The organism is Arthrobacter sp. NPDC055138 (assembly GCF_053607305.1).
In genome coordinates, this window is record NZ_JBSGTH010000001.1 from 404,539 (window position 1) to 426,102 (window position 21,564).

At 66.8% G+C, this 21,564-nt stretch carries 25 protein-coding genes; 13 read left to right on the forward strand and 12 right to left on the reverse strand.

The genetic code is table 11. The features are described 5' to 3' along the window. Positions 1 to 35: 35 nt before the first annotated feature. From ACWF5H_RS01915 to ACWF5H_RS01925, 3 genes are all read left to right on the forward strand, one after another. Complete coding sequence (locus ACWF5H_RS01915; protein ID WP_452035321.1) at positions 36 to 1,349, forward strand: MFS transporter; 1,314 nt, start codon at positions 36 to 38, stop codon at positions 1,347 to 1,349. Positions 1,350 to 1,489: 140 nt separating this feature from the next. Beyond that, positions 1,490 to 2,347, forward strand: a complete 858-nt coding sequence (locus ACWF5H_RS01920; protein ID WP_452034476.1) for an aldo/keto reductase — start codon at positions 1,490 to 1,492, stop codon at positions 2,345 to 2,347. Between the two features lie 247 nt (positions 2,348 to 2,594). After that, positions 2,595 to 2,870 (forward strand): DUF2277 domain-containing protein, encoded by a 276-nt coding sequence (locus ACWF5H_RS01925; RefSeq protein WP_364649174.1) that lies wholly within the window; start codon positions 2,595 to 2,597, stop codon positions 2,868 to 2,870. An 8-nt stretch (positions 2,871 to 2,878) separates the two neighbouring features. On the opposite strand, the gene ACWF5H_RS01930 is transcribed toward ACWF5H_RS01925, so the two are convergent. The 5 genes from ACWF5H_RS01930 to ACWF5H_RS01950 all read right to left on the reverse strand — a co-directional run bounded on the left by ACWF5H_RS01930 (position 2,879) and on the right by ACWF5H_RS01950 (position 8,481). Next, a complete protein-coding gene (locus ACWF5H_RS01930; protein WP_452034478.1) occupies positions 2,879 to 3,451 on the reverse strand; it encodes a helix-turn-helix domain-containing protein in 573 nt (190 codons plus the stop codon). A gap of 200 nt (positions 3,452 to 3,651) precedes the next feature. Then, positions 3,652 to 6,084 (reverse strand): heavy metal translocating P-type ATPase, encoded by a 2,433-nt coding sequence (locus tag ACWF5H_RS01935; protein WP_452034479.1) that lies wholly within the window; start codon positions 6,082 to 6,084, stop codon positions 3,652 to 3,654. Between the two features lie 106 nt (positions 6,085 to 6,190). Beyond that, positions 6,191 to 6,415, reverse strand: a complete 225-nt coding sequence (locus tag ACWF5H_RS01940) for a heavy-metal-associated domain-containing protein (protein ID WP_452034480.1) — start codon at positions 6,413 to 6,415, stop codon at positions 6,191 to 6,193. 36 nt (positions 6,416 to 6,451) lie between these two features. Further along, the gene (locus tag ACWF5H_RS01945) at positions 6,452 to 6,802 is read right to left on the reverse strand and encodes a metal-sensitive transcriptional regulator (protein WP_364649187.1); all 351 of its coding nucleotides are present in this window, start codon (positions 6,800 to 6,802) and stop codon (positions 6,452 to 6,454) included. 173 nt (positions 6,803 to 6,975) lie between these two features. Further along, positions 6,976 to 8,481, reverse strand: coding sequence for an MFS transporter (locus tag ACWF5H_RS01950; RefSeq protein WP_452034482.1), 1,506 nt, complete (start codon positions 8,479 to 8,481; stop codon positions 6,976 to 6,978). A gap of 120 nt (positions 8,482 to 8,601) precedes the next feature. On the opposite strand from ACWF5H_RS01950, the gene ACWF5H_RS01955 reads away from it, so the two are divergent. Next, positions 8,602 to 9,141 (forward strand): TetR/AcrR family transcriptional regulator, encoded by a 540-nt coding sequence (locus ACWF5H_RS01955; protein WP_452034483.1) that lies wholly within the window; start codon positions 8,602 to 8,604, stop codon positions 9,139 to 9,141. Between the two features lie 84 nt (positions 9,142 to 9,225). After that, positions 9,226 to 9,681, forward strand: coding sequence for a hypothetical protein (locus ACWF5H_RS01960; protein WP_452034484.1), 456 nt, complete (start codon positions 9,226 to 9,228; stop codon positions 9,679 to 9,681). Positions 9,682 to 9,803: 122 nt separating this feature from the next. Here the strand turns inward: ACWF5H_RS01960 and ACWF5H_RS01965 are convergent, their stop codons facing one another. Continuing rightward, the gene (locus tag ACWF5H_RS01965; RefSeq protein ID WP_452034486.1) at positions 9,804 to 10,667 is read right to left on the reverse strand and encodes a sugar nucleotide-binding protein; all 864 of its coding nucleotides are present in this window, start codon (positions 10,665 to 10,667) and stop codon (positions 9,804 to 9,806) included. 214 nt (positions 10,668 to 10,881) lie between these two features. On the opposite strand from ACWF5H_RS01965, the gene ACWF5H_RS01970 reads away from it, so the two are divergent. The 3 genes from ACWF5H_RS01970 to ACWF5H_RS01980 all read left to right on the forward strand — a co-directional run bounded on the left by ACWF5H_RS01970 (position 10,882) and on the right by ACWF5H_RS01980 (position 13,353). Then, positions 10,882 to 11,370 carry a hypothetical protein gene (locus ACWF5H_RS01970; protein WP_452034488.1) on the forward strand — a complete coding sequence of 163 codons (489 nt, stop codon included), beginning with the start codon at positions 10,882 to 10,884 and terminating at the stop codon, positions 11,368 to 11,370. Further along, positions 11,367 to 11,726 carry a winged helix-turn-helix domain-containing protein gene (locus ACWF5H_RS01975; RefSeq protein WP_452034490.1) on the forward strand — a complete coding sequence of 120 codons (360 nt, stop codon included), beginning with the start codon at positions 11,367 to 11,369 and terminating at the stop codon, positions 11,724 to 11,726. Before ACWF5H_RS01970 ends, ACWF5H_RS01975 begins: the two co-directional genes overlap by 4 nt. Positions 11,727 to 12,048: 322 nt before the next feature. Next, complete coding sequence (locus tag ACWF5H_RS01980; RefSeq protein ID WP_452035323.1) at positions 12,049 to 13,353, forward strand: MFS transporter; 1,305 nt, start codon at positions 12,049 to 12,051, stop codon at positions 13,351 to 13,353. A 76-nt stretch (positions 13,354 to 13,429) separates the two neighbouring features. On the opposite strand, the gene trxB is transcribed toward ACWF5H_RS01980, so the two are convergent. Together trxB and ACWF5H_RS01990 are read right to left on the reverse strand one after the other, a co-directional pair. Beyond that, entirely contained in the window at positions 13,430 to 14,407 is a 978-nt protein-coding gene (gene trxB / locus ACWF5H_RS01985) for a thioredoxin-disulfide reductase (protein WP_452034492.1), read from the reverse strand. A 29-nt stretch (positions 14,408 to 14,436) separates the two neighbouring features. After that, on the reverse strand, positions 14,437 to 14,877 hold the full coding sequence (locus tag ACWF5H_RS01990; RefSeq protein WP_452034493.1) for an arsenate-mycothiol transferase ArsC: 441 nt from the start codon (positions 14,875 to 14,877) through the stop codon (positions 14,437 to 14,439). A 114-nt stretch (positions 14,878 to 14,991) separates the two neighbouring features. Here ACWF5H_RS01990 and ACWF5H_RS01995 point away from each other — a divergent pair, with 114 nt between their 5' ends. After that, positions 14,992 to 15,414, forward strand: coding sequence for an arsenate-mycothiol transferase ArsC (locus ACWF5H_RS01995; RefSeq protein WP_452034494.1), 423 nt, complete (start codon positions 14,992 to 14,994; stop codon positions 15,412 to 15,414). 92 nt (positions 15,415 to 15,506) lie between these two features. Here the strand turns inward: ACWF5H_RS01995 and ACWF5H_RS02000 are convergent, their stop codons facing one another. Further along, a complete protein-coding gene (locus tag ACWF5H_RS02000; protein WP_452034496.1) occupies positions 15,507 to 15,962 on the reverse strand; it encodes a VOC family protein in 456 nt (151 codons plus the stop codon). Between the two features lie 232 nt (positions 15,963 to 16,194). On the opposite strand from ACWF5H_RS02000, the gene ACWF5H_RS02005 reads away from it, so the two are divergent. From ACWF5H_RS02005 to ACWF5H_RS02015, 3 genes are all read left to right on the forward strand, one after another. After that, entirely contained in the window at positions 16,195 to 16,398 is a 204-nt protein-coding gene (locus tag ACWF5H_RS02005) for a hypothetical protein (RefSeq protein ID WP_364649216.1), read from the forward strand. Between the two features lie 108 nt (positions 16,399 to 16,506). Next, positions 16,507 to 16,929, forward strand: coding sequence for a universal stress protein (locus tag ACWF5H_RS02010; protein ID WP_364649219.1), 423 nt, complete (start codon positions 16,507 to 16,509; stop codon positions 16,927 to 16,929). Between the two features lie 64 nt (positions 16,930 to 16,993). Beyond that, positions 16,994 to 18,160 carry an aminotransferase class I/II-fold pyridoxal phosphate-dependent enzyme gene (locus ACWF5H_RS02015; RefSeq protein ID WP_452035325.1) on the forward strand — a complete coding sequence of 389 codons (1,167 nt, stop codon included), beginning with the start codon at positions 16,994 to 16,996 and terminating at the stop codon, positions 18,158 to 18,160. Between the two features lie 43 nt (positions 18,161 to 18,203). Here the strand turns inward: ACWF5H_RS02015 and ACWF5H_RS02020 are convergent, their stop codons facing one another. Continuing rightward, positions 18,204 to 18,698 carry a pyrimidine dimer DNA glycosylase/endonuclease V gene (locus tag ACWF5H_RS02020; protein WP_452034499.1) on the reverse strand — a complete coding sequence of 165 codons (495 nt, stop codon included), beginning with the start codon at positions 18,696 to 18,698 and terminating at the stop codon, positions 18,204 to 18,206. 114 nt (positions 18,699 to 18,812) lie between these two features. Here ACWF5H_RS02020 and rlmN point away from each other — a divergent pair, with 114 nt between their 5' ends. Then, complete coding sequence (rlmN, locus tag ACWF5H_RS02025; RefSeq protein ID WP_452034500.1) at positions 18,813 to 20,030, forward strand: 23S rRNA (adenine(2503)-C(2))-methyltransferase RlmN; 1,218 nt, start codon at positions 18,813 to 18,815, stop codon at positions 20,028 to 20,030. A gap of 173 nt (positions 20,031 to 20,203) precedes the next feature. Here rlmN and ACWF5H_RS02030 read toward each other — a convergent pair whose 3' ends face one another. Then, a complete protein-coding gene (locus ACWF5H_RS02030; RefSeq protein WP_452034502.1) occupies positions 20,204 to 20,914 on the reverse strand; it encodes a haloacid dehalogenase type II in 711 nt (236 codons plus the stop codon). 194 nt (positions 20,915 to 21,108) lie between these two features. Next, positions 21,109 to 21,546: an acyl-CoA thioesterase gene (locus tag ACWF5H_RS02035; RefSeq protein ID WP_353917612.1), complete on the reverse strand. Its 438-nt coding sequence runs from the start codon at positions 21,544 to 21,546 to the stop codon at positions 21,109 to 21,111. Positions 21,547 to 21,564: the final 18 nt, after the last annotated feature.

Here is a 21,564-nt window from a genome sequence, read left to right on the forward strand (position 1 = left end):
CGGCTGTGGCAGCCCGGCCAAGGGTATCCTTGGCAGTGGCCATGTTGGGGTTCTTCGTGGTTGCATTGGATGCCCAGATCGTGAACGTGGCCCTACCGGCAATCCGCAGCGACCTCGGCGGCGGACTGTCCGGGCTGCAATGGGTGGTGACAGGCTACACGCTGATGTTTTCCGCCCTCCAACTGTTCGCCGGCACGTTTTCCGATCGCGCCGGCGCCCGGCGTGCCTACGGGCTGGGCATGGCACTCTTCGTTGTGGCCTCCGCTGCCTGCGCGTTCAGTCCGACCCTCCTGGCACTCATCGGCGCACGCTTCCTGCAGGGCATCGGAGCGGCGTTGATCACTCCGTCTTCCCTGGCTCTGATCCGGGAGGCTTATCAAGACGCCGCTGCCCGCGGCCGCGCCATTGTTTACTGGGGATTGGGCGGTTCAGTCGCCGCTGCTGCAGGGCCTGTACTGGGCGGCCTTCTCACCCAGTTCGACTGGCGGCTGATCTTCTTCGTCAATCTGCCCGTCGGTGCTGCGGCGCTTGCCGTGCTTTCCCGCGTCGTGCCCTCGCCACGGCGCCCGGCACCGTTCGATTGGGTCGGACAGATCAGCGCCGTTGTCGCGTTGGCAAGCCTGACTTATGGCATCATCGAGGGCGCGGAAGCCGGTTACGGAAGCCCGGCAATTCTGCTCATGTTCGCCGTCTGCATCGGGTCGGTCGCGGTTTTCATCACCGCGCAGGCCAGAGGCCTGCACCCGATGATTCCGCTTGACCTGTTCCGCTCACGCGCCGTATCGACCGTGCTGATCATTGCCGTCGTCACGATGGCGGCGTTCTACGGCATCGTGTTCGTTCAGAGCCTCTATTTTCAGCAGGAACGCGGCGCTTCCGCCCTGGAAACCGGGCTGCTGTTCCTACCGATGACGGCCCTTGTCGCCATCCTGAACCCCTGGGTGGCTCGTCTCATGCACCGGTACGGGCACATGCCCATGATCGCCGCAGGGCAGCTGGTCATGGCTGCCGGCCTCGCCGGGCTATGTCTGCTGCCGGCGGATGCGCCGGTCCTACTCGCCGCGGCGCTCATGGTCCCGGTCGGTGTGGGAGGATCCTTCACCGTCCCGCCGATCATTGCCGAGGTGCTGGACAACGTCCCGGCGGAACTGGCGGGCACGGCCGGCGGAGTGGTCAACACCGCCCGCCAGGTCGGTGGCTCCCTCGGGGTAGCCATCTTCGGTGCCGTACTTGCCAGCGGGAAATTCATCACCGGGCTGCGAGCCAGCCTCGGTGCCGCCGCGGTAGTGCTCGTCATCCTGGTGGCGGCCTCCTTGGCATTGCAGCGCCGGCATCAAGCCGTGCCTTAGCCCGGCCATCCCAGCCTGAGAACGATGAAAAGCGCCGACGACGGACACTCCGTCACGCGGCTCGGACCCGTTAGTCAGCGCCGAAGGCCGCTCTCCAACCCCCAGCCCCAAACCGCAACGAACAACGCTAAGGAACAATCGTGAAGAACGTAACGCTCAACAACGGCGTCGAAATGCCCATCCTCGGCTTCGGCGTATTCCAAATCCCAGGAGAGGAAACCCAGGCCGCGGTCGAAGCAGCACTGGCCGCCGGATACCGGCATCTGGACACGGCAGCGTCCTACGGCAACGAAGAGGCCGTAGGTGCGGCCGTCAAGGCCAGCGGGATCACCCGCGAGGAACTCTTCGTCACCACCAAACTCTGGATCCAGCATGCACCCACGGGCAGCGTCTACGACGACACCAAGCGTTCGTTCCAGAATTCCCTGAACCGGCTTGGCCTGGACTACCTGGACCTTTACCTGATCCATCAGCCGCTGGGGGACTACTACAGTGAGTGGCGCGCCATGCAGGACCTCAACAAAGGAGGCTTGGTCCGGGCCATTGGCGTCTCCAACTTTCACCCCGACCGGCTGGTGGACCTCATCGACCATAACGAAATCGTCCCGGCGGTGAACCAGATCGAGACCCACCCGTTCCACCAGCGCGCCGCCGACCAGGAACTGATGCTCGAACACGGCGTCCAGATCGAGTCCTGGGGACCGTTCGCCGAAGGCAAGAACAACCTCTTCACCGATCCGGTCCTCAGCACCATCGCCGACGCCCAGGGCAAGTCCGTCGCGCAGGTCGTACTGCGCTGGCTCATCCAGCGCGACGTCGTCGTCATTCCCAAATCGGTCCGGCCCGAACGCATGGCCCAAAACCTCGACGTCTTCGGCTTCACACTCACCGAGGAAGAGATGACCCAGATCGCGGCCCTGGACACCGGTACCAGCCTCTTCTTCGACCACCGCGACCCCGCCATGGTCAGCTGGCTGGGCGGACGCCGGTACAACTAAGCGCAGCGAACCCGTGAACACTAATCAGCTGAGTGTCAGCCTCCGGTTTGCCCTTCGCGGCGCGAAACTCCTCCTGCCGGGATAAAGCGGCACGGACCGGCAGCGGCTTTGATGTCAACCCAGTACGACGGCGAGGCCCGGTAAGGTGTCGGACCCCGCCGTCGTACTGGGTTGGGGTGGTGCGACGCCGCGGCGGGGGAGCAGACTAGAACCAGCCAGCATCCACGACCTACACCGGAGGCCCGCCATGTGCCGGAATATCCGCCAGCTCCACAATTTCGAACCCGCGGCGTCGAACGCCGAAATCGAGGCCGCCGCCCTGCAATACGTCCGCAAGGTCAGCGGCAGCAACAAGCCGTCGAAGGCCAACGAGGAAGCGTTCAACCAGGCGGTGCACGAAATCGCGCACATCACCGCGCACCTGCTCGACGACCTGGTGACGGCGGCACCGCCGAAGAACCGCGAGGAAGAAGCGGCCAAGGCCCGCGCCCGCGCGGCCGTGCGCTATGGGACGGCCGTCTAGCCCGGACTTTAGAGTGTGTAAGGGGCCTTGGTGAAGACGTTGTCTCCAATGACCTGCCTGCGCTTGTCGAACTTGGCGGTGAGTTCACGGCTTTCAACGAATTCCCTGCTGACGTTGACCAAGAGGTGCCGGTCGCCCAGATCCACCACGTAGTAGCCGGAGAGGTCGCGCAGCGAGTCTGCCGCGTTGAGCGTGCCCGGCTGGACAATAAAGTCGACGATCGATTCCCAGGTGGTGAGTTTCCTGCGCCGGGTCAGCGGGTAGATGACGTCGGCGTTCGGGTATTTGGCGCGCACAGCGGCATCGAACTTGCCCCTTTCCTTGCCCGACTTCTTGTACTGGCCACTGTCGATCGGTTCGCGGATGATCTGCGCGGAGAACCCGGGGGCATCGCTCAGCAGGTAGTCGACGCTGACATCGAACAGGGTGGCGAGCGCCTTGAGATTCGCGATGTCCGGAACGCCCTTGTTGTTCTCCCACTTGGTGATCGCCTGGCGGGAGACACAGACCTTCTGCGCGAGTTCATCCTGGGAGAGCCCGGCCTTCTTCCGGGCGGCCTTGAGTTTTTCTCCGAGCGTCATCGATGTCTCCGTTGCGGTTGGACCAGTGGTGTTTTCTCAACAGTAGCCAGCGGTCAGGCCGGACAGCCTCATCATCGCCTCCGCACAGCGCTACGCTTCGTGGCAAGTACCCTCGGGGGCGGTGCCACGCTGCGTAGCGGGTGTTTCCGCAGGTCAGCGGGGTAAGGGCGCGGTGTCGGGGGTGGCAGGCGCCCCGGCGCCTACCGCCCGAAGCGGCGCAGCCGCAGCGAGTTGGCCACCACCAGCACCGAGCTGGCGGCCATCGCGGCGCCGGCGATCATCGGGTTGAGCAGGCCGAAGGCCGCCACCGGGATGCCGAGTGTGTTGTAGGCGAAAGCCCAAAACAGGTTGGACTTGATAGTGGAGAGCGTCTTGCGGCTCAGCTCGATGGACTGCACCACCTGGACCAGGTCGCTGCCCATTACGGTCAGGTCAGCGGCCTCGATGGCTACATCGGTCCCGGCGCCCATGGCGATGCCGAGGTCGGCCTGGGCCAGTGCGGCGGCGTCGTTCACGCCGTCGCCCACCATGGCCACGGTCTTGCCCTGCTCCTGCAGCCGTTTGATCGCGGCCACCTTCTCCTCCGGGAGCACGTCGGCGAAGACGTCCTGCGGCGCGATGCCGACCTCGGCCGCCACCTCGGCTGCGACCGCGGCGTTGTCGCCGGTGAGCAGGATGGGGTGCAGCCCCAGTTCCTTGAACCGGGCGATGGCGGGCGCGGAGTGCTCTTTGACGGTGTCCTGGAGGTTGACGATGCCGGCGACCGCCCCGCCGACGGCGACCCACACCGCGGTTGAGCCGGCCTGCTGCTGTTCCAGCAGGATGCGGCGGTGCTCGTCCGAGACGACGATGCCGTTTTCGTCCATCCAGTTGTTGCGGCCCACCACCACGGTGCTGGTGCGGCCGTCGCGTTCGGTGATGCTGCCGCGGACGCCGCCGCCAGCGGTGCTGTGGAAGTCGGCGAGGGCCGGCAGTGCGGCGTCGGCCTTGCCGCCCGAGGGGAAGCCGCCGCCGTCGACCGGTGTTGCGGTGCGCGCCGCCACGTCCCGGGCAGCCGTCACAATGGCCAGGGCGATCGGGTGCTCGGAGCCAGCCTCGACGGCGCCGGCCAGCAGCAGCACGTCGTCTTCGCTGCGGTCCGCCAGTGCCACCACGCTCTCGACCGCCTGCTGCCCGGTGGTCACGGTGCCGGTCTTGTCCAGCACGATGGTGTCCACGTGCCGGGTGTCCTCGAGGATCTGCGGGCCCTTGATGAGGATGCCCAGCTGCGACGCCCGGCCGGTTCCGGTGAGTAGGGCGGTAGGCGTGGCTAGCCCCAGCGCGCACGGGCAGGCAATGACCAGCACCGTCACGGCGGCGGTGAACGCAGCTTGGAGATCGCCGGTGAAGACCATCCACAGGATGAAAGTGATGATGGCGATGACCAGCACGATCGGGACGAAGACCGAGCTGATCCGGTCCGCCAGCCTGGCGATCGGGGCCTTGCCGGCCTGCGCCTGGCTGACCAGCCGGCCCATTTGCGCCAGCGTGGTGTCCGAACCGACCCGGGTGGCGCGGACCAGCAGCCGGCCCGACGTGTTGATGGTGGCGCCGGTGACGGTGTCGTCCACATCCACTTCCACCGGCACGGATTCACCGGTGAGCAGGGAGGTATCGACGGCGGAATGGCCGTCCACCACATAGCCGTCGGTGGGGATTTTCTCGCCCGGCCGGACCACCATCATGTCGCCCGGGACCAGATCGGCGGCCGCTACCTTCACCTCGGTGCCGTCCCGCAGCACGGTGGCGCCCTTTGCGCCCAGATTCAGCAGGGACTTCAGCGCGTCGCCGGCCCTCTGCTTGGCATTGGCTTCCAGATACCGGCCCAGCAGCAGGAAGGTGACTACGACGACGGCCACCTCGAAGTACAGTGCGTGCGCGGCCATGTTGCCGTTTACGTGTTCGGTCAGCATCGGATCCATGAACAGCTGCCAGGCGGAGAAGAAGAAGGCAGCCAGCACACCAAGCGACACCAGCGTGTCCATGGTGGAGGCGAGATGCCGGGCGTTGACCGCCGCCGCGCGGTGGAACGGCCAGGCCGCCCAGAACACCACCGGGATGCTCAGTGCAAAGGCCACCCAGCCCCAGTGCGGGAACTGCGCGCCGGGAATCATCGAGATGATGAAGACCGGGATGGTCAGGATGGCGGCGGTCCACAGGCGCGGCCTCAGCTCGTCGGCGGTGCCGCCGTGCGCCATATGGTCTTCGTGGTCCGCATGGTCGGCGTGGTCCGCGTGGTCGCTGTGCTCCGCGGCGTCGTCGTGGAGGTCGGCCTCCGTGTCCCCGGCGCGGCCCGTTTCCGCAGGCCCGTGTCCCGATGCGTGGCTGGCATGCGGCTGCCGCTTCACCCGAGCCTTGTAGCCGGTGGCGTTCACCGTATCCAGCAGTTGCTGGTCCGTGACACCGTGCGGGACGTCGACCACGGCGGATTCCAGCGGCAGGTTCACGCTCGCCTCTACGCCTTCGATCCTGCCGAGTTTGCGCTCCACGCGGTTCACACAGGAGGCGCAGGTCATGCCTTCGATCGCCAGTTCTACGGTCCGGGCCGGAGCCGGGCCGACTACGGGGTCCTGGGCAGCGGGATGGGAGGCCATCAGACGGTCATCTCGATTCTGGGTTTGCCGCGGGTGGTTGCGGCGCATCAGGTGCTGGGCAAAATAAGGTGACGGGCGGCGGCGGGAGGCACCGCCGTCGTACGGGTTAAGCGATGTTTGCGACGACGGTGTACCCGGCTTCGGCGACCGCTTCGCCGACTTGCGCCGGGTCCAGCTGGGCCTCGGAGCTGACCGTGGCGGTGGAAATGCCGCCCTTGTTCAGCCGGATGCTGACGTCACGGACTCCGTCGAGGGCCTTGAGCTCTTCGGTCACGGCGTCCACGCAGTGGCTGCAGGTCATGCCGTCGATGCTGATGGTGGTGGTGCTCATAAAAATCTCCTGGGGTAGATGGTCGGGGAGCCGGCGTCAGCGCAGGAGCCGGCCGATGGCGTCCGAGGCTTCCTTGACCTTGTCCTGGACGATCCGCGGATCGTCGTTGAGCTCGGATTCCTTGGCTGCGCCGACCACGCAATGTCCGATGTGGTCTTCGAGCAGGCCGACGCTCACCGCATGCAGGGCCTTGTTGACTGCGGCCACCTGCGTGAGGATGTCAATGCAGTACTTGTCCTCTTCCACCATGCGGGCGATGCCGCGGACCTGGCCTTCGACGCGCTTCAGGCGGCGCAGGTAGGCGTCCTTGTCCGAGGTATAGGCGTGGCCGATGTGCTCGTCGACGGCGGCAGGGCCGGTGACGCTGGGGTGGGAGGTGTGGTTCATGGCTTCCTCATTCTGGGGGCTACACGATCAAGATATACCCCCTAGGGGTATGACGCAAGGATCTGTGACGGAAACCATGGGCATGGGCGACGGTGGTGCACGACGACGGCGGCGGGGCTGCTTCCTGGCAGGCGCGCCGAACCGCCCGGCGGGTGGGCCGGGCGGCTGCGGGCTTACTGCTGTTGCGGCGTGCGCAGCGTCCGGTAGGCCAGCCATGCGGACGCGACCATCAGGGTTCCGGCCAGTCCGGCGGTGACGGTGACGCCGCTGTCGAAGGCGTGGACAGCAGAGTCGAGCAGCGCGGCACCGGAGCGTTCCGGCAGCTGATCCGCCACCGTGATGGCGCCGCCCAGGGTCTCGCCGGCGGCGTGCTGCTGTTCGGCGGTCAGGCCGGACGGCAGCACGATGTTCTGCCGGTAGGCGCCGACCAGGATGCTGCCGAGCACGGCGGTGCCTAAGACGGAGCCGACTTCGTAGGCAGTCTCGGACACGGCGGAGGCCGCTCCCGCCTTGGCCGCCGGGACGCTGGAGAGGATGAGGTCGTTCGAGAGCGTTTCGGAAGCGCCGACGCCCGCACCGAGCAGCGCGAACGCGGCCATCAGGGTCAGGGCCGACGCATCCGGGGTGGAGGCCGCCAGCCAGTATGCCGACGCGGACAACAACAGGGCCCCGGCCACCACCAGATGCGGGGCAATTCGGCGCACCAGCGGCACCGCCAAGAGTCCGGCGGCGATCGTCACCAATAGGCCGGGCAGCAGCACTAGGCCGGCCCGCAGCGGGCTCAGTCCGAGGACAAGCTGGAGATGCTGGGAGACGAAGTACAGGAAGCCCACCAGCGAGAACACGGCCAGGAGGTTCACCAGCACGGCGCCGGTGAACGGGCGGTAACGGAACAGCCGCACGTCCAGCATGGGATTCGAGCGGTGCAGTTGGCGCCGGACAAACAGCCAGCCGGCAAGGATCCCGACGGCGGCGGACGCAGCGATGGCAGTCAAGTCCCCGCCGGCGGCCACCTGTTTGATGGCGAAGACCACCGGGAGCAGCGCGGCGACCGACAGCAGGATGCTGGGCACGTCCACGGGTCCCGGCTCGGGGTCGCGCGACTCCGGCACGAACGCCGGAGTCAGCACCAGCATCGGCAGCAGCATGGGAACCGCCAGCAGGAACACCGAGCCCCACCAGAAATGCTCCAGTAGCACGCCGCCCAGCAGCGGGCCGAGCGCGGCGCCGGCGGAGAAGCCTGCGGCCCAAATGGCAACGGCCAGGCGCCGCTGCGTCCGGTCGATGAAGATGTTCCGAAGCAGGGACAGGGTGGCCGGCATCAGCATGGCCCCGAAGATGCCGAGGCCGGCGCGGGCAGCCACCAGCAGCTCAGCGCTCGGTGAGAACGCGGCGAGTGCGGAGAGCGCGGCGAAGCCGGCGGCGCCGATCATCAGCATCCTGCGCCGGCCGAAGCGGTCGCCCAGGCTGCCCATCGCCACTAGCAGGCCGGCGAGCACCAGCGGGTAGATGTCGATGATCCATAGGAGCGTGGTGCCGCTGGTGCTGAAAGCCAGCGAGATGGCCGGCACGGCAAAGCTCAGCACGGTGTTGTCGACGGCGACCAGCAGGACTGGCAGCATCAATACGGCCAGGGCGGTCCATTCCTTGCGGCCGGCGCGCTGGGTGACGGTAAGCATGGTGCATCTTTCGGAGGCAGGTGTTTAGGTGATCCTTCAACTATACCGTCTGGACGGTATAGTTGCAAGGCGGCAGCGGAATGCCCGCGCAGCAGAAGGACCGCGTCCTAGGATGGTTGGATGGCCAGTGCGAAAGACCGGATCCTCGACAACTTCGAGGACATCCTGATCAAAGAAGGCGAACGAGCCGCCACCATGGATGCCGTTGCAGCGGCAGCCGGAGTGTCCAAGGGCGGGCTGCTCTACCACTTTCCCTCCAAGGAGGCGATGGTCGAGGGGCTCTGCTACCGGCTAGCGGAACTGTCGGCCGAGGATGCGGAGCGGATCAGCAGTGCGCCGGAGGGGGCGGCCCGCTACTACGTGCGCACCTCCAACTACGTCGACTCGCCCTTGGACCGCGCCATTGTTGCCCTGGCCCGGTTGGTCCAGCAGGGCCACCCCGCCGCGGCCAACACGTTCGCGCAGATCCAGGAACTCTGGTTGGAAACGTTGGAGCTTGCCCTGGGCAGCCGGCCGGTGGCACAAGCCGTGAAGCTGATCGGTGACGGCCTGTACTTCAGCGCGACGTTCTTTTCGCCGGATGCGCAGCAGAACCAGATGGCCGACGGCGAGATGGAAGCCCTGCTGCAACAGGTTGATGCGTTGGTGGGGCGGGGCTGATCCGCCCCGTTTGGGCTTAGCTGGTCCGGTGCGAAATGATGAATCGTATAATCACGCACCGCACCGCACGATTGAGAGGAACCCATGTCTACCCCTAACGGTCCCGGGGAACACCCCGAATCCAGCACCTCCGGGCTGCCGCAGGCACCGCAGAGCGCCTACCCGTCCTACCCACAGCAGGGCCCAGGCCAGCAGGCGTACCCGCAGCAGGCCGCCCCGTACGGCTACCCGGGTCATCCCGTTCCCGGACAGCCGGTTCCCGGCAAGACCATGGGAATCGTCGGCTTTGTCCTCTCGCTGCTCGGTCCGCTGACCGTGGCCGGCCTGATCGTCAGCATCATCGGCATGGTGCAGTCCAAGCGCGCCAATGCCAAGAACGGCTTCGCGCTGGCCGGCATCATCATCGGTGCGGTGGGGACCGTGCTGCTGATCCTGTTCACCATCATCACCATTGCGGGCATCGCCTACATGGTGGAGGTCTGTGGCGAACTCGGCCCGGGCACCCACTTCGAAGACGGCGTCACCTACACCTGCAGCTGACCTTTCCGGCCGCTTAGCCAGGAGCCGGTGCGACCCCTTCCCGGGGACGCACCGGCTCTTGGCTTCATGACGGGCAACGCCTCGGACTCCGCTCGCCCGGCCACCCTCCACAGAGCAGGACTTTACGAGTTGCCGTGCGTGCCGTCGGGCTTGGAGGTCTTCTCATTGCGGGCCGCAATGACGTGGTCGTACCCAGCTTCAAACGTGGGGTACTGCAAGGTCCCCAGTACTGTGAGGAGCCGCGTGCCGCTCAGGACGGTCCCGCTGGCCACGTCAGGCTGGATCCGCGGGGGCGGTTGGAGTCCCAGCCGGTGCGCGATGTACGTGACGACCTCGCCCAGGGCTGCGGGAGCCTGGTCGACGGCGTGTAGGAGAGATGGCGGGTGCTCCGCTGACAGCAGTGCCTGCAGTGTGCGGACCAGATCGGTCTCGTGGATCCGGTTCGTGCGCTTCGCATACTGGACCGGGGTTCCCTCGATGACTTTCCGCAGGAGCATCTCCCGGCCAGGCCCGTAGATCCCTGCGGGCCTAAGGATATGCGCGTCGAAGAGCTCGGACGCGAGAAGCTCTCCGTCACGGAGTGTCCTGCCCCGTTCAGTCGTCGGGGCTGGTGCATCCGTTTCCGTGAGCGCCCGGTGGTCTGTTCTCCCTTCGAAGACTCGGGTGGAGGAGACGAACACTGTTCGTCGCGGCCTGCTCGGCAGCGCCGCGGCGAGGTTTCTGAGTGCGGTGAGGTACCCATCCGACTGGTCCGCGGTCGCTTGGATGTCGGGGGTGAGGGTGACAACCATTGCATCCACTCTCGGCAATTCAAGCTGAAGTGGTTTCCCGAGGTCGACGGGCACGGCGGAGAATGCGGCGGGGAGGGCAGCCGTGTTGCGGCGGAGCGCGAATACCTCCGCTCCAGTGGTCAAGAGGTGCTCACCCAGCCGGGTGCCGAGCTTCCCGCAACCGACGAGAAGGATCCGCTCAGGCGGTTCGTGCATGGTTCTCCCTGGGTCGGGGAGGTATCGACAATCCGGGTTCCTCCGCTTGCGGTGTTCGAGTTGTTGCTCCCCACCACACTAAGGCCGGGTGTCCGTCAAGTCCGATCGTGGGGACCAAAGGACATTGCGATAAGTGCTTTCCAAATGGAATGTAGTTGCTGTACGTTATGGATAGTCCATCCGGACGGACGCGCACGAGTCAAAGGAGACCCGCATGTCAACGAACCACTCTCAGGAATCCCGCCCCGATTTGGAAGAGCAGTTACGGGCAGCGCAGACAGGCGGAATCGGCGGCGCGCGGCTCGCACGCTCGGCCGACGTGGCTGGGCGCCGCTACGCCGCGGTGATGGCCACCTTGATAGGGCTCTACCTCTTGGTCGTCGTCTACGTATATCCGCAGAACATTCTCTGGCTGGACATCGCCGCCACTGCGGCCTTCTCGGTTGGTATGGTCGGCACTTGTGTCAGCTACTCCCGCCTTCGAAAGGCATCGGGCTTGGGTTGGAGTAAGCGGTACTCGACCGGCTTCGTGCTGAGTGCCCTGCTCTTTGGCCTAGGGGTGGTGCTGCTGGAGCTGACGGACGTCCGCGACGCATGGCTGTGGATCCCCTATGCCGGAGCGACAGGGCTGCCGATTTTGGCGGGAGTCTCGGATCGGCTGCACTGGGGCCCCCGAGCTATGAGCGGGGGGAAAACACTGTGACCAGGAGTGCCGGGGGCCAGCCGGCGCCCGACGCGGCGCATCCAACTGACAGCGGCACGCCACCCCATCCGCGGCTCCGGCTGGACGAATACCTGAGCCTCCCGGTCCGGCTGAGCATTGTGGCAGCCCTCGCACGCGTGGATGATGCGGAGTTCGCGGCAGTGCGCGAGGCTATTGAATCCAGCGACGCGGTGCTGAGCAAACAGGCCGCAATTCTCGAACAGGCCGGGTACCTCAGCGTCAGGAAAGGCTATGTCGGAAAACGGCCCCGCACCTGGCTCAGCCTGACCCATGCGGGACGCGAGGCACTGCGTACGCATCTGGAAGCACTGCACGCACTGATCGCGGACCTGTAAGCGGCAGGCGTGGGCTGACGCGGCGGCGGCCCCGGCAAGGACAGGCAGGATAGGCAGCTGCGGCAGAACCGGCGCCGCCTGCTGGCTACTTTCGGCCAGGCAACAGTGTCCCCGCCGGTGGGTTCTCAGTAGACTGGAACCCATGACCGAGCAGGAACCGGACGGGTCCGAAACTGCTGCGGTTGACGGCGGCGGGGCGGGTCTTCACGCGGACGCGGCTGTCGTTTCCGCACCGGGAGGGGATGGTCAGGGCTCGAGCCTGGCCGATCCGGAAGCAGTCGATACCACCTTGCGCAGCCCTGCGCAGCGATACCGCACGTTCATGGGGATCCTGGTGAACACGGCCCTGGCCAACATCACCACCAGCTACCTGTGGTTCGCCCTGACGTTCTGGGTCTACCTGCAGACGCGCAACGTGATCGCCACCGGCGTGATCGGCGGGGCGTACATGCTGTTGATAGCGCTGTCCAGCATCAGCTTCGGCACCTTCGTGGACCGCTACCGCAAGCTGGCGGTGATGCGCTTCGCGGCCGGATTCACCCTGGCGATGTTCCTCTTGTCCGGGGTCATGTTCCTGTTGACGTCGGAGGCCTCGCTGGTGGACCTGACCCAGCCGTGGTTCTGGATCTTCTCCCTGATCATCCTGACCGGCGCGGTGGTGGAGAACATGCGCAACATCGCCTTGTCCACCACGGTCACTATCCTGATCGAGCCGGACCGGCGCGCCAACGCCAACGGTTTGGTGGGGATGGTGCAGGGGCTGATGTTCATTGTCACATCGGTGCTCTCCGGCCTCTCGGTGGGGCTGCTCGGCATGGGCGGGACCATCGTCGTGGCGCTGGTCCTCACGGCGCTGGCCTTCGCACACATACTCACGCTGCGCATGCCCGAGGAGGTGCGCGCGGCCGCCACGGACGCGCACGGCGGATTCGACCTGCGCGGCTCGATTGCCGCCGTGCTGGCCATCACCGGCCTGTTCGCGCTGATCCTGTTCTCCACGTTCAACAATTTCATCGGCGGTGTTTACATGGCGCTGATGGATCCCTACGGCCTGGAACTGTTCCCCGTGGAGCTGTGGGGGACCTTCTTCGCGCTCGGCGCCACCGGGTTCATTGTGGGCGGGTGGCTGATCAGCAAGTTCGGGCTGGGGCGCAACCCGCTGCGCACCATGCTCATCGCAGTCATCGTGATGGGCGTCCTCGGCGCGGTGTTCACTCTGCGCGAGTGGGCCTGGCTTTACATCGCCGGGATCTGGCTGTATCTGGTCCTGGTGCCGTTCGTGGAGGCCGCCGAGCAGTCGATCATCCAGCAGGTGGTGCCGCTGCAGCGGCAGGGACGGGTGTTCGGTTTCGCCATGGCCTTTGAGTCTGCGGCAGCGCCGATCACCGCGTTCCTGATCGCGCCGATCGCGCAGGTCTGGATCATCCCGTACGCCCGCTCGGAGGAAGGCGCCGCCCAGCTGGCCCCGCTGCTGGGCGAGGGCACATCGCGCGGCATCGCCCTGGTGTTCTTGGCGGCGGGGATCATCATGATCGTGGCCGCACTGCTGGCCTTCCTGACCCCGGTCTACCGCCGCGTCTCGGCGTCGTATGCGCGTTCGACGACAGATATGCCGGAGAATGCATAGATCATGAGGCCGCCGGCTGTGTCGGGTTGGTGGTGTACGGGTTGCGGGTTTCCGAGCCCGCGCCGGGGACCCCGGTTCAGCCGTGCGTCTCGTCTTCCACGATGGCCGTGGCGATGCTGTCCGAATCTTCCAGCGCAGCCAGGTAGCGTTCGGCGTCCAGCGCGGCGGAGCAGCCGGTTCCCGCGGCGGTGATGGCCTGCCGGTAGCGGTGGTCCACCGCATCTCCGCAGGCAAAAACGCCGTGGATATTCGTGACGGTGGTGGGCGAATCCACCTTGATGTAGCCGGCGTCGTCCAGTTCCACCTGGCCCTTGACCAGTTCGGTGCGCGGCAGATGCCCGATCGCCACGAACAGCCCGGCCGCCGGCAGCTCGCGGGTGGCACCGGATACGGTGTCGGCCAGCGTCACGCCGGTGACCTTGCTGTCGCCGTGGATCGCGGTGATGGTGCTGTTCCACTCGAACCTGATCTTGGGGTTGTCCTTGGCCCGCTGGGCCATGATCTTGGAGGCGCGCAGCGTGTCCCGGCGGACGACGACGGTGACCGACTTCCCGAAGCGGGTCAGGAAAAGCGCTTCCTCCATCGCCGAATCGCCGCCGCCGGCCACAATGATGTCCTGGTCGCGGAAGAAGAAGCCGTCGCAGGTGGCGCACCATGACACCCCGTGGCCGGAAAGCCGTTTCTCGTCCGGCAGCCCGAGTTCCTTGTAGGCCGAGCCGGTGGCCAGGATGACCGCCGGCGCCTGATATTCGTCGCCGCCCAAAGTGGTCACGCTCTTAAGGTGGCCCGAGAGCTCAACGGAGGCAACGTCGTCGTACTCCACAGCTGCGCCGAACTTCTCCGCCTGCTTCTGGAGCAGCTCCATCAGCTCCGGCCCCTGCACGCCGTCCGGGAAGCCCGGGAAGTTCTCCACCTCCGTGGTGTTCATCAGCGCGCCGCCGGCGGTGACCGAGCCGGCCAGGACCCGCGGCGCCAGGCCGGCCCGGGCGGCGTAGATGGCCGCGGTGTAACCGGCCGGGCCGGAACCGACAATGATGAGCTTCTCGCTGTTCATCCTGAGCTCCTCCAGAGCGTGGACAGGGTTTACTGGGCGTCCGGATGCAGGGCCGGCTGCAGCTCGGACATCAATTGCTGCACGCGGTGCTTGATGTCGTCCCGGACCGCGCGGACACCATCCGGCTGCTGGCCGGCGGGATCGTCCACGTCCCAGTCTTCGTAGCGCCGGCCCGGAATCACCGGGCAGTCGCCGCCGGAGCCCAAGGTCACCACCATCTGGGCGTTGTTGATGGACTCCACGGTCACTTCTGCCGGCTGCGCCGAGGACAGATCGATCCCGTCTTCCGCCATGGCATCAACCACGGCGGAGTCCAGCCTGGCAGCCGGCCGGATGCCGGCCGAGCGCGCGTTGAGGGCGCCGTCGGCCAGCTGGGTCAGGTAGGCGGCGGCCATTTGCGAGCGTCCGGCGTCGCGCACGGCCACGAACAGGACGGTGGGGCGGACGGCGCCCGTTGGTTCGGCAGTCATGGCGGCCCCTCGCGTCGATCGGCTCCCGGCCACCGCTGCCGGCGCCGGCTGCTTTCCTTCACTGTGCCAGAAGTTCGGGCAGACCCATAGGGTGCGCCGGAGATAATGGCAGGCATGAGGTACAAAGCCGAGAAGCCCAGCGTCCTGTTCGTCTGCTCCAGCAACAGCGGGAAATCGCCGATGGCCGCGGGGCTGATGGAAGCCGCCGCGGCCGGCACGGTTGATGTGCACTCCTGCGGCACCAAGCCGGGTGAGTCCGTCAACCCGGAATCCGCCGCGGCCTTGGCGGAACTGGGCATCGACATCTCCGGCCAGGTCCCGACGGCGGTGACCGAGGAAGCGCAGCGACGCGCCGACGTCGTGGTCATCTTGGGCAGCAATGCGCAGCTGGAGGAACTCCCCGGCACCAAGTACGAGCGCTGGGAGATCGAGGAACCGAGCCTGCGCGGGATCCACGGCGAGGAGCGGATGCGCCTGGTCCGCGACCAGATCGCCGCCAAGGTGCGCGGCCTGCAGCAGGAACTGACCGGCCGCTAGCCACTAGCCACTAGCCACTGGCCTCTGGCCACTGGCCTCTGGCGCGGCGATAGCGGAGGCGCCCGCCAACTCGCCGGCCTGCGCCGGTGGAACTAGATGCCGGCGCCGGTGTCCGTGGCGGCGGTGTTTTCCCCCGCTGCACCTTGCAGCGCCTCCGGCGACATGTACATGATCTCCCAGACGTGGCCGTCCGGATCCGCCATAGCGCCCCCGTACATCCCTGGCATCTCCTCTTCCGCCGGCCGGTAGGCGGTGCCGCCGCCGGACTGCGCGTTGGCCAGCAAGCGGTCCACTTCCTCGTTCGATTCGGCGCTGAGGGCCACCAGTACTTCCTTGGCATCCGAGCCCAGATGCGGGGTGCCGTTGCGCAGGAACTTGCCGAAGTACTCCTCGGTCAACAGCATCACCGCGATGGTGTCGGAAATGGTCATGTAAGAGGCATCCGGGGAGGAGAAGTCCGGATTCTGCGTGAAGCCCAGGCCCTTGTAGAAGTCGGTGGACTTCTTCAGGTCGCTGACGGGGAGGTTGATGAAAACCATGCGGTCCATGTGTGGTCCTTTTCAGAAGACGGCCGCCGTTGGCGTTGGCGGGCGGGTGATTGCGGACGAAGTCCACCTTGGCACTCCGGTGCGTTCCCGCCAACGCCTATCGGCGGAGGTAGTTGGCCGCGGCACCGCCGGCGCCACGTCCTGTTCCGCCGGCGGCGCGGGCCACACGTCCCTTGTCCGCCGCGACCGGCCGACCTACGGTTGAAGTACCGGCGAGCAGAGGATGCGTGAGATGGCGGAATTGCGAATTGAACAGTGGTGGCTGAAACTGCCGACGGGGCACAAGCAGTGGTTCCGGGAGAACCTGCGCGCCGACGTGGTGGATCCGGATGCGGCCGCAGCGGTCTACGAGGCCGGCGGGCCGGACCTGAAGGAGGCCACGCTGCCGGAAGAGGACTGGGAGTTCATTGAGACCCAATCGGAGTTCGTGGACTGATAACGACGACGGCGGTCCGCGGCTGACGGCGGATCGGCGCCGGTGCGGGTAAGTTGGTGTGAAACGGCCCACATGGCCGCTAGACGACGCGCTCGAAGGGGTGGCCCAATGGCCGGAATCATCATCGTAGGAGTAGACGGCAGCGAAACCGCCATGAAGGCGGCGCGCACGGCGGCGAAACTTGCCGCGTCCATGGGCGCCGAGCTCCGGGTGGTTACCGCCCATGAATCCGATACGACGGAAGTTGTGGAGATCGGCAACGACAAGTGGTTCATCCACGAGTCCGAGAAGGCCGAGAAGGTTGCCCGCGATGTGGCGACGGAGCTGGGCGCGGAAGGGCTGCGGACCAGTTTCACCGCGGTGCTCGGCAAGCCCCAGGACGCGCTGGTGGCCGAGGCCGAACGGGTCAACGCCCGCTTGATTGTGGTGGGCAACGTCGGGATGCAGGGGCTGGGTCGGGTGCTCGGCAGCGTGGCCAGCTCGGTGACGCACAAGGCGGCCTGCGACGTGTACATCGCCAAGACCGCCTAGCGGGCGCCGGGACGTGAGCGAGCTGCAGGTATCCGGCCGGGCGCAGGTTCCGCCGTTCCAGGTGATGAACATCCTGGACCGGGTGGCGCAGATGCGCGCCGCGGGCCGGGACGTCATTTCGCTGTGCGCCGGCGAGCCCTCGGGCGGCGCACCGCAAGCCGTCTCGGCGCAGGCCGCACAGATCCACGCCTCCGGACAGGCGCTGACCTACACCAGCGCGTTGGGCATCCGCGAACTGCGGACGGCGATCGCCGGGCACTACCGTCACTGGTACGGGCTGGACGTGGCACCGGAGGAAGTGGCCGTGACCACCGGGTCATCGGGCGGGTTCCTGCTGGCGTTCCTTTCCGCGTTCAACGCGGGGGACCGGGTGGCGTTGGCGCGGCCCGGATACCCGGCCTACCGGAACATCCTGCGCGCGCTCGGCTGCGAGGTGGTGGAGATCGACTGCGGGCCGGAGGTCCGCTACCAGCCCACGCCGGAACTGCTGGACGCCGCGGCTGCCGCCCACGGCCCGCTGTCGGGGCTGGTGCTGGCCTCGCCCGCCAACCCCACCGGCACCATGGTGTCGCGCAGTGAACTGGCCGCCCTGACCGCCTGGTGCGCCGAGCACGGCGTCCGGCTGGTCAGCGACGAGATCTACCACGGCATCACCTACCCGGCCGACCCCTCGGCACCCGACGCCCGCGGAACCTGCGCCTGGGAACTGGACCGCACCGGCGTCGTTATTTCCTCTTTTTCCAAGTACTGGGGGATGACGGGATGGCGGCTGGGATGGGCGCTGATGCCCGCCGACCTCGCCCCCGCCATCGAGGCGCTCGCCGGGAACGTGGCGCTGTGCCCGCCGGCGCCGGCCCAACTGGCGGCGCTGGCGGCGTTCAGCGAGGAATCCTACGAGCAGGCCGACGCCGCGGTGGCCGCCTTCGCCGAGGTGAGGGCCGTGCTGCTGCGGAACCTGGACCGGCTGCAGTGGGGAACGGCGGCACCGGCCGACGGCGCGTTCTATCTGTACGCCGAGCTCGGGGACCAGCTCAGCGGCTTCGCGGATTCGGCCGACTACTGCCGGGCGCTGCTGGAGGAAGAGGGCGTGGCACTGGTGCCCGGCGCCGATTTCGACGCCGTCAACGGCACTCGCTCCGTCCGGCTGTCCTTCGCAGCCGGCGCCGAAGCAGTGGCCGCAGCCGTGGAACGGATCATCCGCTTCCAGGCGAACCGTGCGCCGCAGGGCTGACCTCCGGAAGGCGGTGCCCCCGAGGGCACTGACCTCCGGAGGGTCAGGCGGGCCGCTCCCAGTCCTCCACCGGCCCGTCGATCACGGTGAATAACGGGTGGGCCTCCGGGACGTACGCCGGATCCGAGGTGATGCGCGGCAATGGTGTTCCGCCGGTCAAGACCAGCGCGTGTGCCGGGTCCCTGATGGCCACCTTGGCCATCAGGTGCTCGAACTCGTAGCGGAGCTGTCCGGTGGTGACCGGTAGGGGAGGGGCCAGCGTGCCGGGTGCACATCCGGGCACCAGCTCGGGCGTCACCCGGATCAGGCCGGCATTGAACGCGTAGCCGCGGCTGAGTGCCTCCGCTTCCATGCCGCAGAGGTAGGCGCCGATGGCGGCCATAGGATCCGCGGTGGCACGGAAGCGCTGCAGCTGCGGGTGGTTCCGGTAGCCCTTGGTCTCGCCGGCGAGCACCTTCTGGGCCAGCAGGGTCTCCCGCCAGCACGCCACCAGGCCTTTGCCGTCGAGCAACCGGGGGTGCAGGCTCCAGATACGCATTGATCCAGAATAGGCACACCCCGGCCTCCGGGACGGCCGCCGCGTTCTCGCAGCTCAGTGCCACTTTGATGGCGGAGGGAGAACTATATCCTGTCTGTGCGACAATGGATGGCAATGTCTTCGCAGATTTCTTCCCCCCAGAATATTTCCGACCGGCCCCAGGTGCGCCCAGCCGCCGAGGGCTGGGATCAAGCCGTCACCACCGAGGGTCGGCCGCTGCTGCAGTTCAAGTCCCCGCGGGTCAAGCAGCCGCCGGTGCATCTGGCGGATATGACGCTGGCCGAGCGGCAGGACAAGATGAAGGAGCTGGGGCTGCCGGCGTTCCGCGCCAAGCAGCTCTCCACGCACTACTTCCAGCACTACACCACCGATCCCGAGCGGATGAGCGACCTGCCCAAGGAGCGCCGTGCGGAGTTGGCGGAGACGTTCTTCCCCACCCTGTTGACCGAGGTCAAGCGGCTGAAGACGGACAACGGCGACACGATCAAGTTCCTCTGGCGGCTCTTCGACGGCTCGCTGGTCGAGTCCGTGCTGATGCGCTACCCCGGCCGGATCACGCTCTGCGTTTCCAGCCAGTGCGGCTGCGGCATGAACTGCCCGTTCTGCGCCACGGGTCAGGCCGGCCTGACCCGCAACATGTCCACCGCGGAGATCCTGGACCAGATTGTGCAGGCCAACCGGGTGATCGCCGAGGGCGGCCTGGGTGGAAAGCGCAAGGACGCCGGGCACGACGCCGAACGCGTCACCAACATTGTCTTCATGGGCATGGGCGAGCCGCTGGCCAACTACAAGCGCGTGATGAACGCCGTGCACCGCATGGTGGACGAGGCACCCGAGGGCCTGGGCATGAGCGCCCGCGGCATCACCGTCTCCACCGTCGGCCTGGTGCCGGCGATCAACAAGCTGGCCGGCGAGAACCTGCCCTTCACCTTCGCGCTCAGCCTGCATGCCCCCGACGACGAACTGCGCGACGAGCTGATCCCGGTGAACTCCCGCTGGAAGGTGGACGAGGCCCTCGACGCCGCGTACGGCTACTTCCGGGCGACCGGGCGCCGCGTGTCCATCGAATACGCGCTGATTAAGGACATGAACGACCACGCTTGGCGGGCCGATCTGCTGGCCAAGAAGCTGAACCAGCGCGGCCGCGGCTGGGTGCACGTCAACCCGATCCCGCTGAACCCGACGCCCGGCTCGATCTGGACCTCGTCCGATCCGGGCGTCACCCGCGAGTTCGTCAACCGGTTGAACGACGCCGGCATCCCCACCACGCTGCGCGACACCCGCGGCAAGGAGATCGACGGCGCCTGCGGCCAGCTTGCCGCAGCAGAATAGCCCCCGCCTACCTGCCAACCCCGGTGGTCGACCAAGCGAGCGCCAGCGAGCGCGTGGAGACCAGCACCCGCTCCCGCCCATCCCCGGTGGTCGACCAAGCGAGCGCCAGCGAGCGCGTGGAGACCAGCCCGCCGTGGCCTGGCCAAACGAGCCCCTGCGGCCACTCCTGAGCTTCAGTCGGATCCCTGCGGGACTGCCGTCTCAGCGAATTCGGCCATGGAGTTGAACGTCCAGTCGGGTTTGACGTCGACGCCGGGATCCGGCGTTGCTCCCCATCCGGCGCGATGATGGCGACGGTTGATCCAGACTCCCTTTAGCCCGGATTGGGCCGCGGGGACGTGGTCATGGAACAGGCTTTGTGCCACGTGGAGGACCTTCAGGTCCGCGCCGTCAGCGTACTTTTTGAGGGCGTCGAAGTTCTGGGCTGCCGGCTTGTAGCTGCCGACCTCCTCGGCAGTGATGATGCGATCGAACTCAATGCCCAGGCGTGCGTTGCTGCCGGCAAAGCTCTTCTTGTCGACGTTGGACAGAATGATCAGCTTGAATCGCGTGCTCAGCCGCTGAAGGGCCGCGGCGGAGTCGGGGAAGGCGGGCCAGTCGGGCACGGAGGCGCCGAGACGCTTGGCGTCGGCTTCGGAAACGGGAAGTCCGAGCTTCGCACCGGTGGCACGAAAGGCCTCTTCGAGTACCTGCGGATACAGGGTGGTCGGATTCTCCCTCTCAACGCGGGCTTCTTCGTCCGCGTAGGCGAGCAGCAACTCTTCGTCCGTCAGTTCGGGCCGCGCGGCCCGTCCCCACGGTCCAAGGACCGCGGCGATCCCTGCTTCCCAATCAATCAAGGTGCCATAGCAGTCGAAACTGAGGGCATTAAACTCTTCGAACATGCGTGTCCCTTCAACGAATACGCGGCGAGGATCAAACTCGAAGGTCGAGTAGCCGACCCGGTGTGCGTTCCCCGCGACCGCGGGCTAACGGCCGGTCATGGCCGCCATTCTGCCATCGGCTACCGGCTACCGGCTACCGGCTACCGGCTACCGGCTACCGGCTACCGGCTACCGGAAACGGAAACGGAACACGGTCACTCGGCAGCGCGGCGGACAGCGTCCAGATGCTGGCTCGGCACACGGTCCCGGGAGTAGGTGATCTCGGTGTAGCCGTGCGGCGCCGGCTTGCCGTCCTCGCCCAGGTTCACGAAGACGATCTTCTCGATCGTCAGGATGGACTGGCGGGTGAACATGTTCCGCACCTCGGCCCGCATCGTCAGCGAAGTCCGGCCGAAGTGCGTCGCCGTCAGCCCCATTTCGATCAGGTCGCCCTGCTGCGCGGAGCTGACGAAGTTGATCTCGGACATGTACTTGGTCACCGCCATCCCGTTACCCAACTGGACGATGGCGTAGATGGCCGCCTCTTCATCGATCCAGCGCAGCAGGCTGCCGCCGAACAAGGTGCCGTTGGCATTGAGGTCTTCGGGCCGCACCCACTTGCGGGTGTGGAACGTGATGTCGCCGTTCTCCATGGAAACGACACTAGCCGA

Bases quoted from the DNA above. Each gene is read 5' to 3' on its own strand.
- ACWF5H_RS01925 (WP_364649174.1), top strand. From the start codon at position 2,595: ATGTGCCGGAATATCCGCCAGCTCCACAATTTCGAACCCGCGGCGTCG.
- ACWF5H_RS01930 (WP_452034478.1), bottom strand. From the start codon at position 3,451: ATGACGCTCGGAGAAAAACTCAAGGCCGCCCGGAAGAAGGCCGGGCTC.
- ACWF5H_RS01935 (WP_452034479.1), bottom strand. From the start codon at position 6,084: ATGGCCTCCCATCCCGCTGCCCAGGACCCCGTAGTCGGCCCGGCTCCG.
- ACWF5H_RS01940 (WP_452034480.1), bottom strand. From the start codon at position 6,415: ATGAGCACCACCACCATCAGCATCGACGGCATGACCTGCAGCCACTGC.
- ACWF5H_RS01945 (WP_364649187.1), bottom strand. From the start codon at position 6,802: ATGAACCACACCTCCCACCCCAGCGTCACCGGCCCTGCCGCCGTCGAC.
- ACWF5H_RS01950 (WP_452034482.1), bottom strand. From the start codon at position 8,481: ATGCTTACCGTCACCCAGCGCGCCGGCCGCAAGGAATGGACCGCCCTG.
- ACWF5H_RS01955 (WP_452034483.1), top strand. From the start codon at position 8,602: ATGGCCAGTGCGAAAGACCGGATCCTCGACAACTTCGAGGACATCCTG.
- ACWF5H_RS01960 (WP_452034484.1), top strand. From the start codon at position 9,226: ATGTCTACCCCTAACGGTCCCGGGGAACACCCCGAATCCAGCACCTCC.
- ACWF5H_RS01965 (WP_452034486.1), bottom strand. From the start codon at position 10,667: ATGCACGAACCGCCTGAGCGGATCCTTCTCGTCGGTTGCGGGAAGCTC.
- ACWF5H_RS01970 (WP_452034488.1), top strand. From the start codon at position 10,882: ATGTCAACGAACCACTCTCAGGAATCCCGCCCCGATTTGGAAGAGCAG.
- ACWF5H_RS01980 (WP_452035323.1), top strand. From the start codon at position 12,049: ATGGGGATCCTGGTGAACACGGCCCTGGCCAACATCACCACCAGCTAC.
- trxB (WP_452034492.1), bottom strand. From the start codon at position 14,407: ATGAACAGCGAGAAGCTCATCATTGTCGGTTCCGGCCCGGCCGGTTAC.
- ACWF5H_RS01990 (WP_452034493.1), bottom strand. From the start codon at position 14,877: ATGACTGCCGAACCAACGGGCGCCGTCCGCCCCACCGTCCTGTTCGTG.
- ACWF5H_RS01995 (WP_452034494.1), top strand. From the start codon at position 14,992: ATGAGGTACAAAGCCGAGAAGCCCAGCGTCCTGTTCGTCTGCTCCAGC.
- ACWF5H_RS02000 (WP_452034496.1), bottom strand. From the start codon at position 15,962: ATGGACCGCATGGTTTTCATCAACCTCCCCGTCAGCGACCTGAAGAAG.
- ACWF5H_RS02005 (WP_364649216.1), top strand. From the start codon at position 16,195: ATGGCGGAATTGCGAATTGAACAGTGGTGGCTGAAACTGCCGACGGGG.
- ACWF5H_RS02010 (WP_364649219.1), top strand. From the start codon at position 16,507: ATGGCCGGAATCATCATCGTAGGAGTAGACGGCAGCGAAACCGCCATG.
- ACWF5H_RS02015 (WP_452035325.1), top strand. From the start codon at position 16,994: ATGAACATCCTGGACCGGGTGGCGCAGATGCGCGCCGCGGGCCGGGAC.
- ACWF5H_RS02020 (WP_452034499.1), bottom strand. From the start codon at position 18,698: ATGCGTATCTGGAGCCTGCACCCCCGGTTGCTCGACGGCAAAGGCCTG.
- rlmN (WP_452034500.1), top strand. From the start codon at position 18,813: ATGTCTTCGCAGATTTCTTCCCCCCAGAATATTTCCGACCGGCCCCAG.
- ACWF5H_RS02030 (WP_452034502.1), bottom strand. From the start codon at position 20,914: ATGTTCGAAGAGTTTAATGCCCTCAGTTTCGACTGCTATGGCACCTTG.
- ACWF5H_RS02035 (WP_353917612.1), bottom strand. From the start codon at position 21,546: ATGGAGAACGGCGACATCACGTTCCACACCCGCAAGTGGGTGCGGCCC.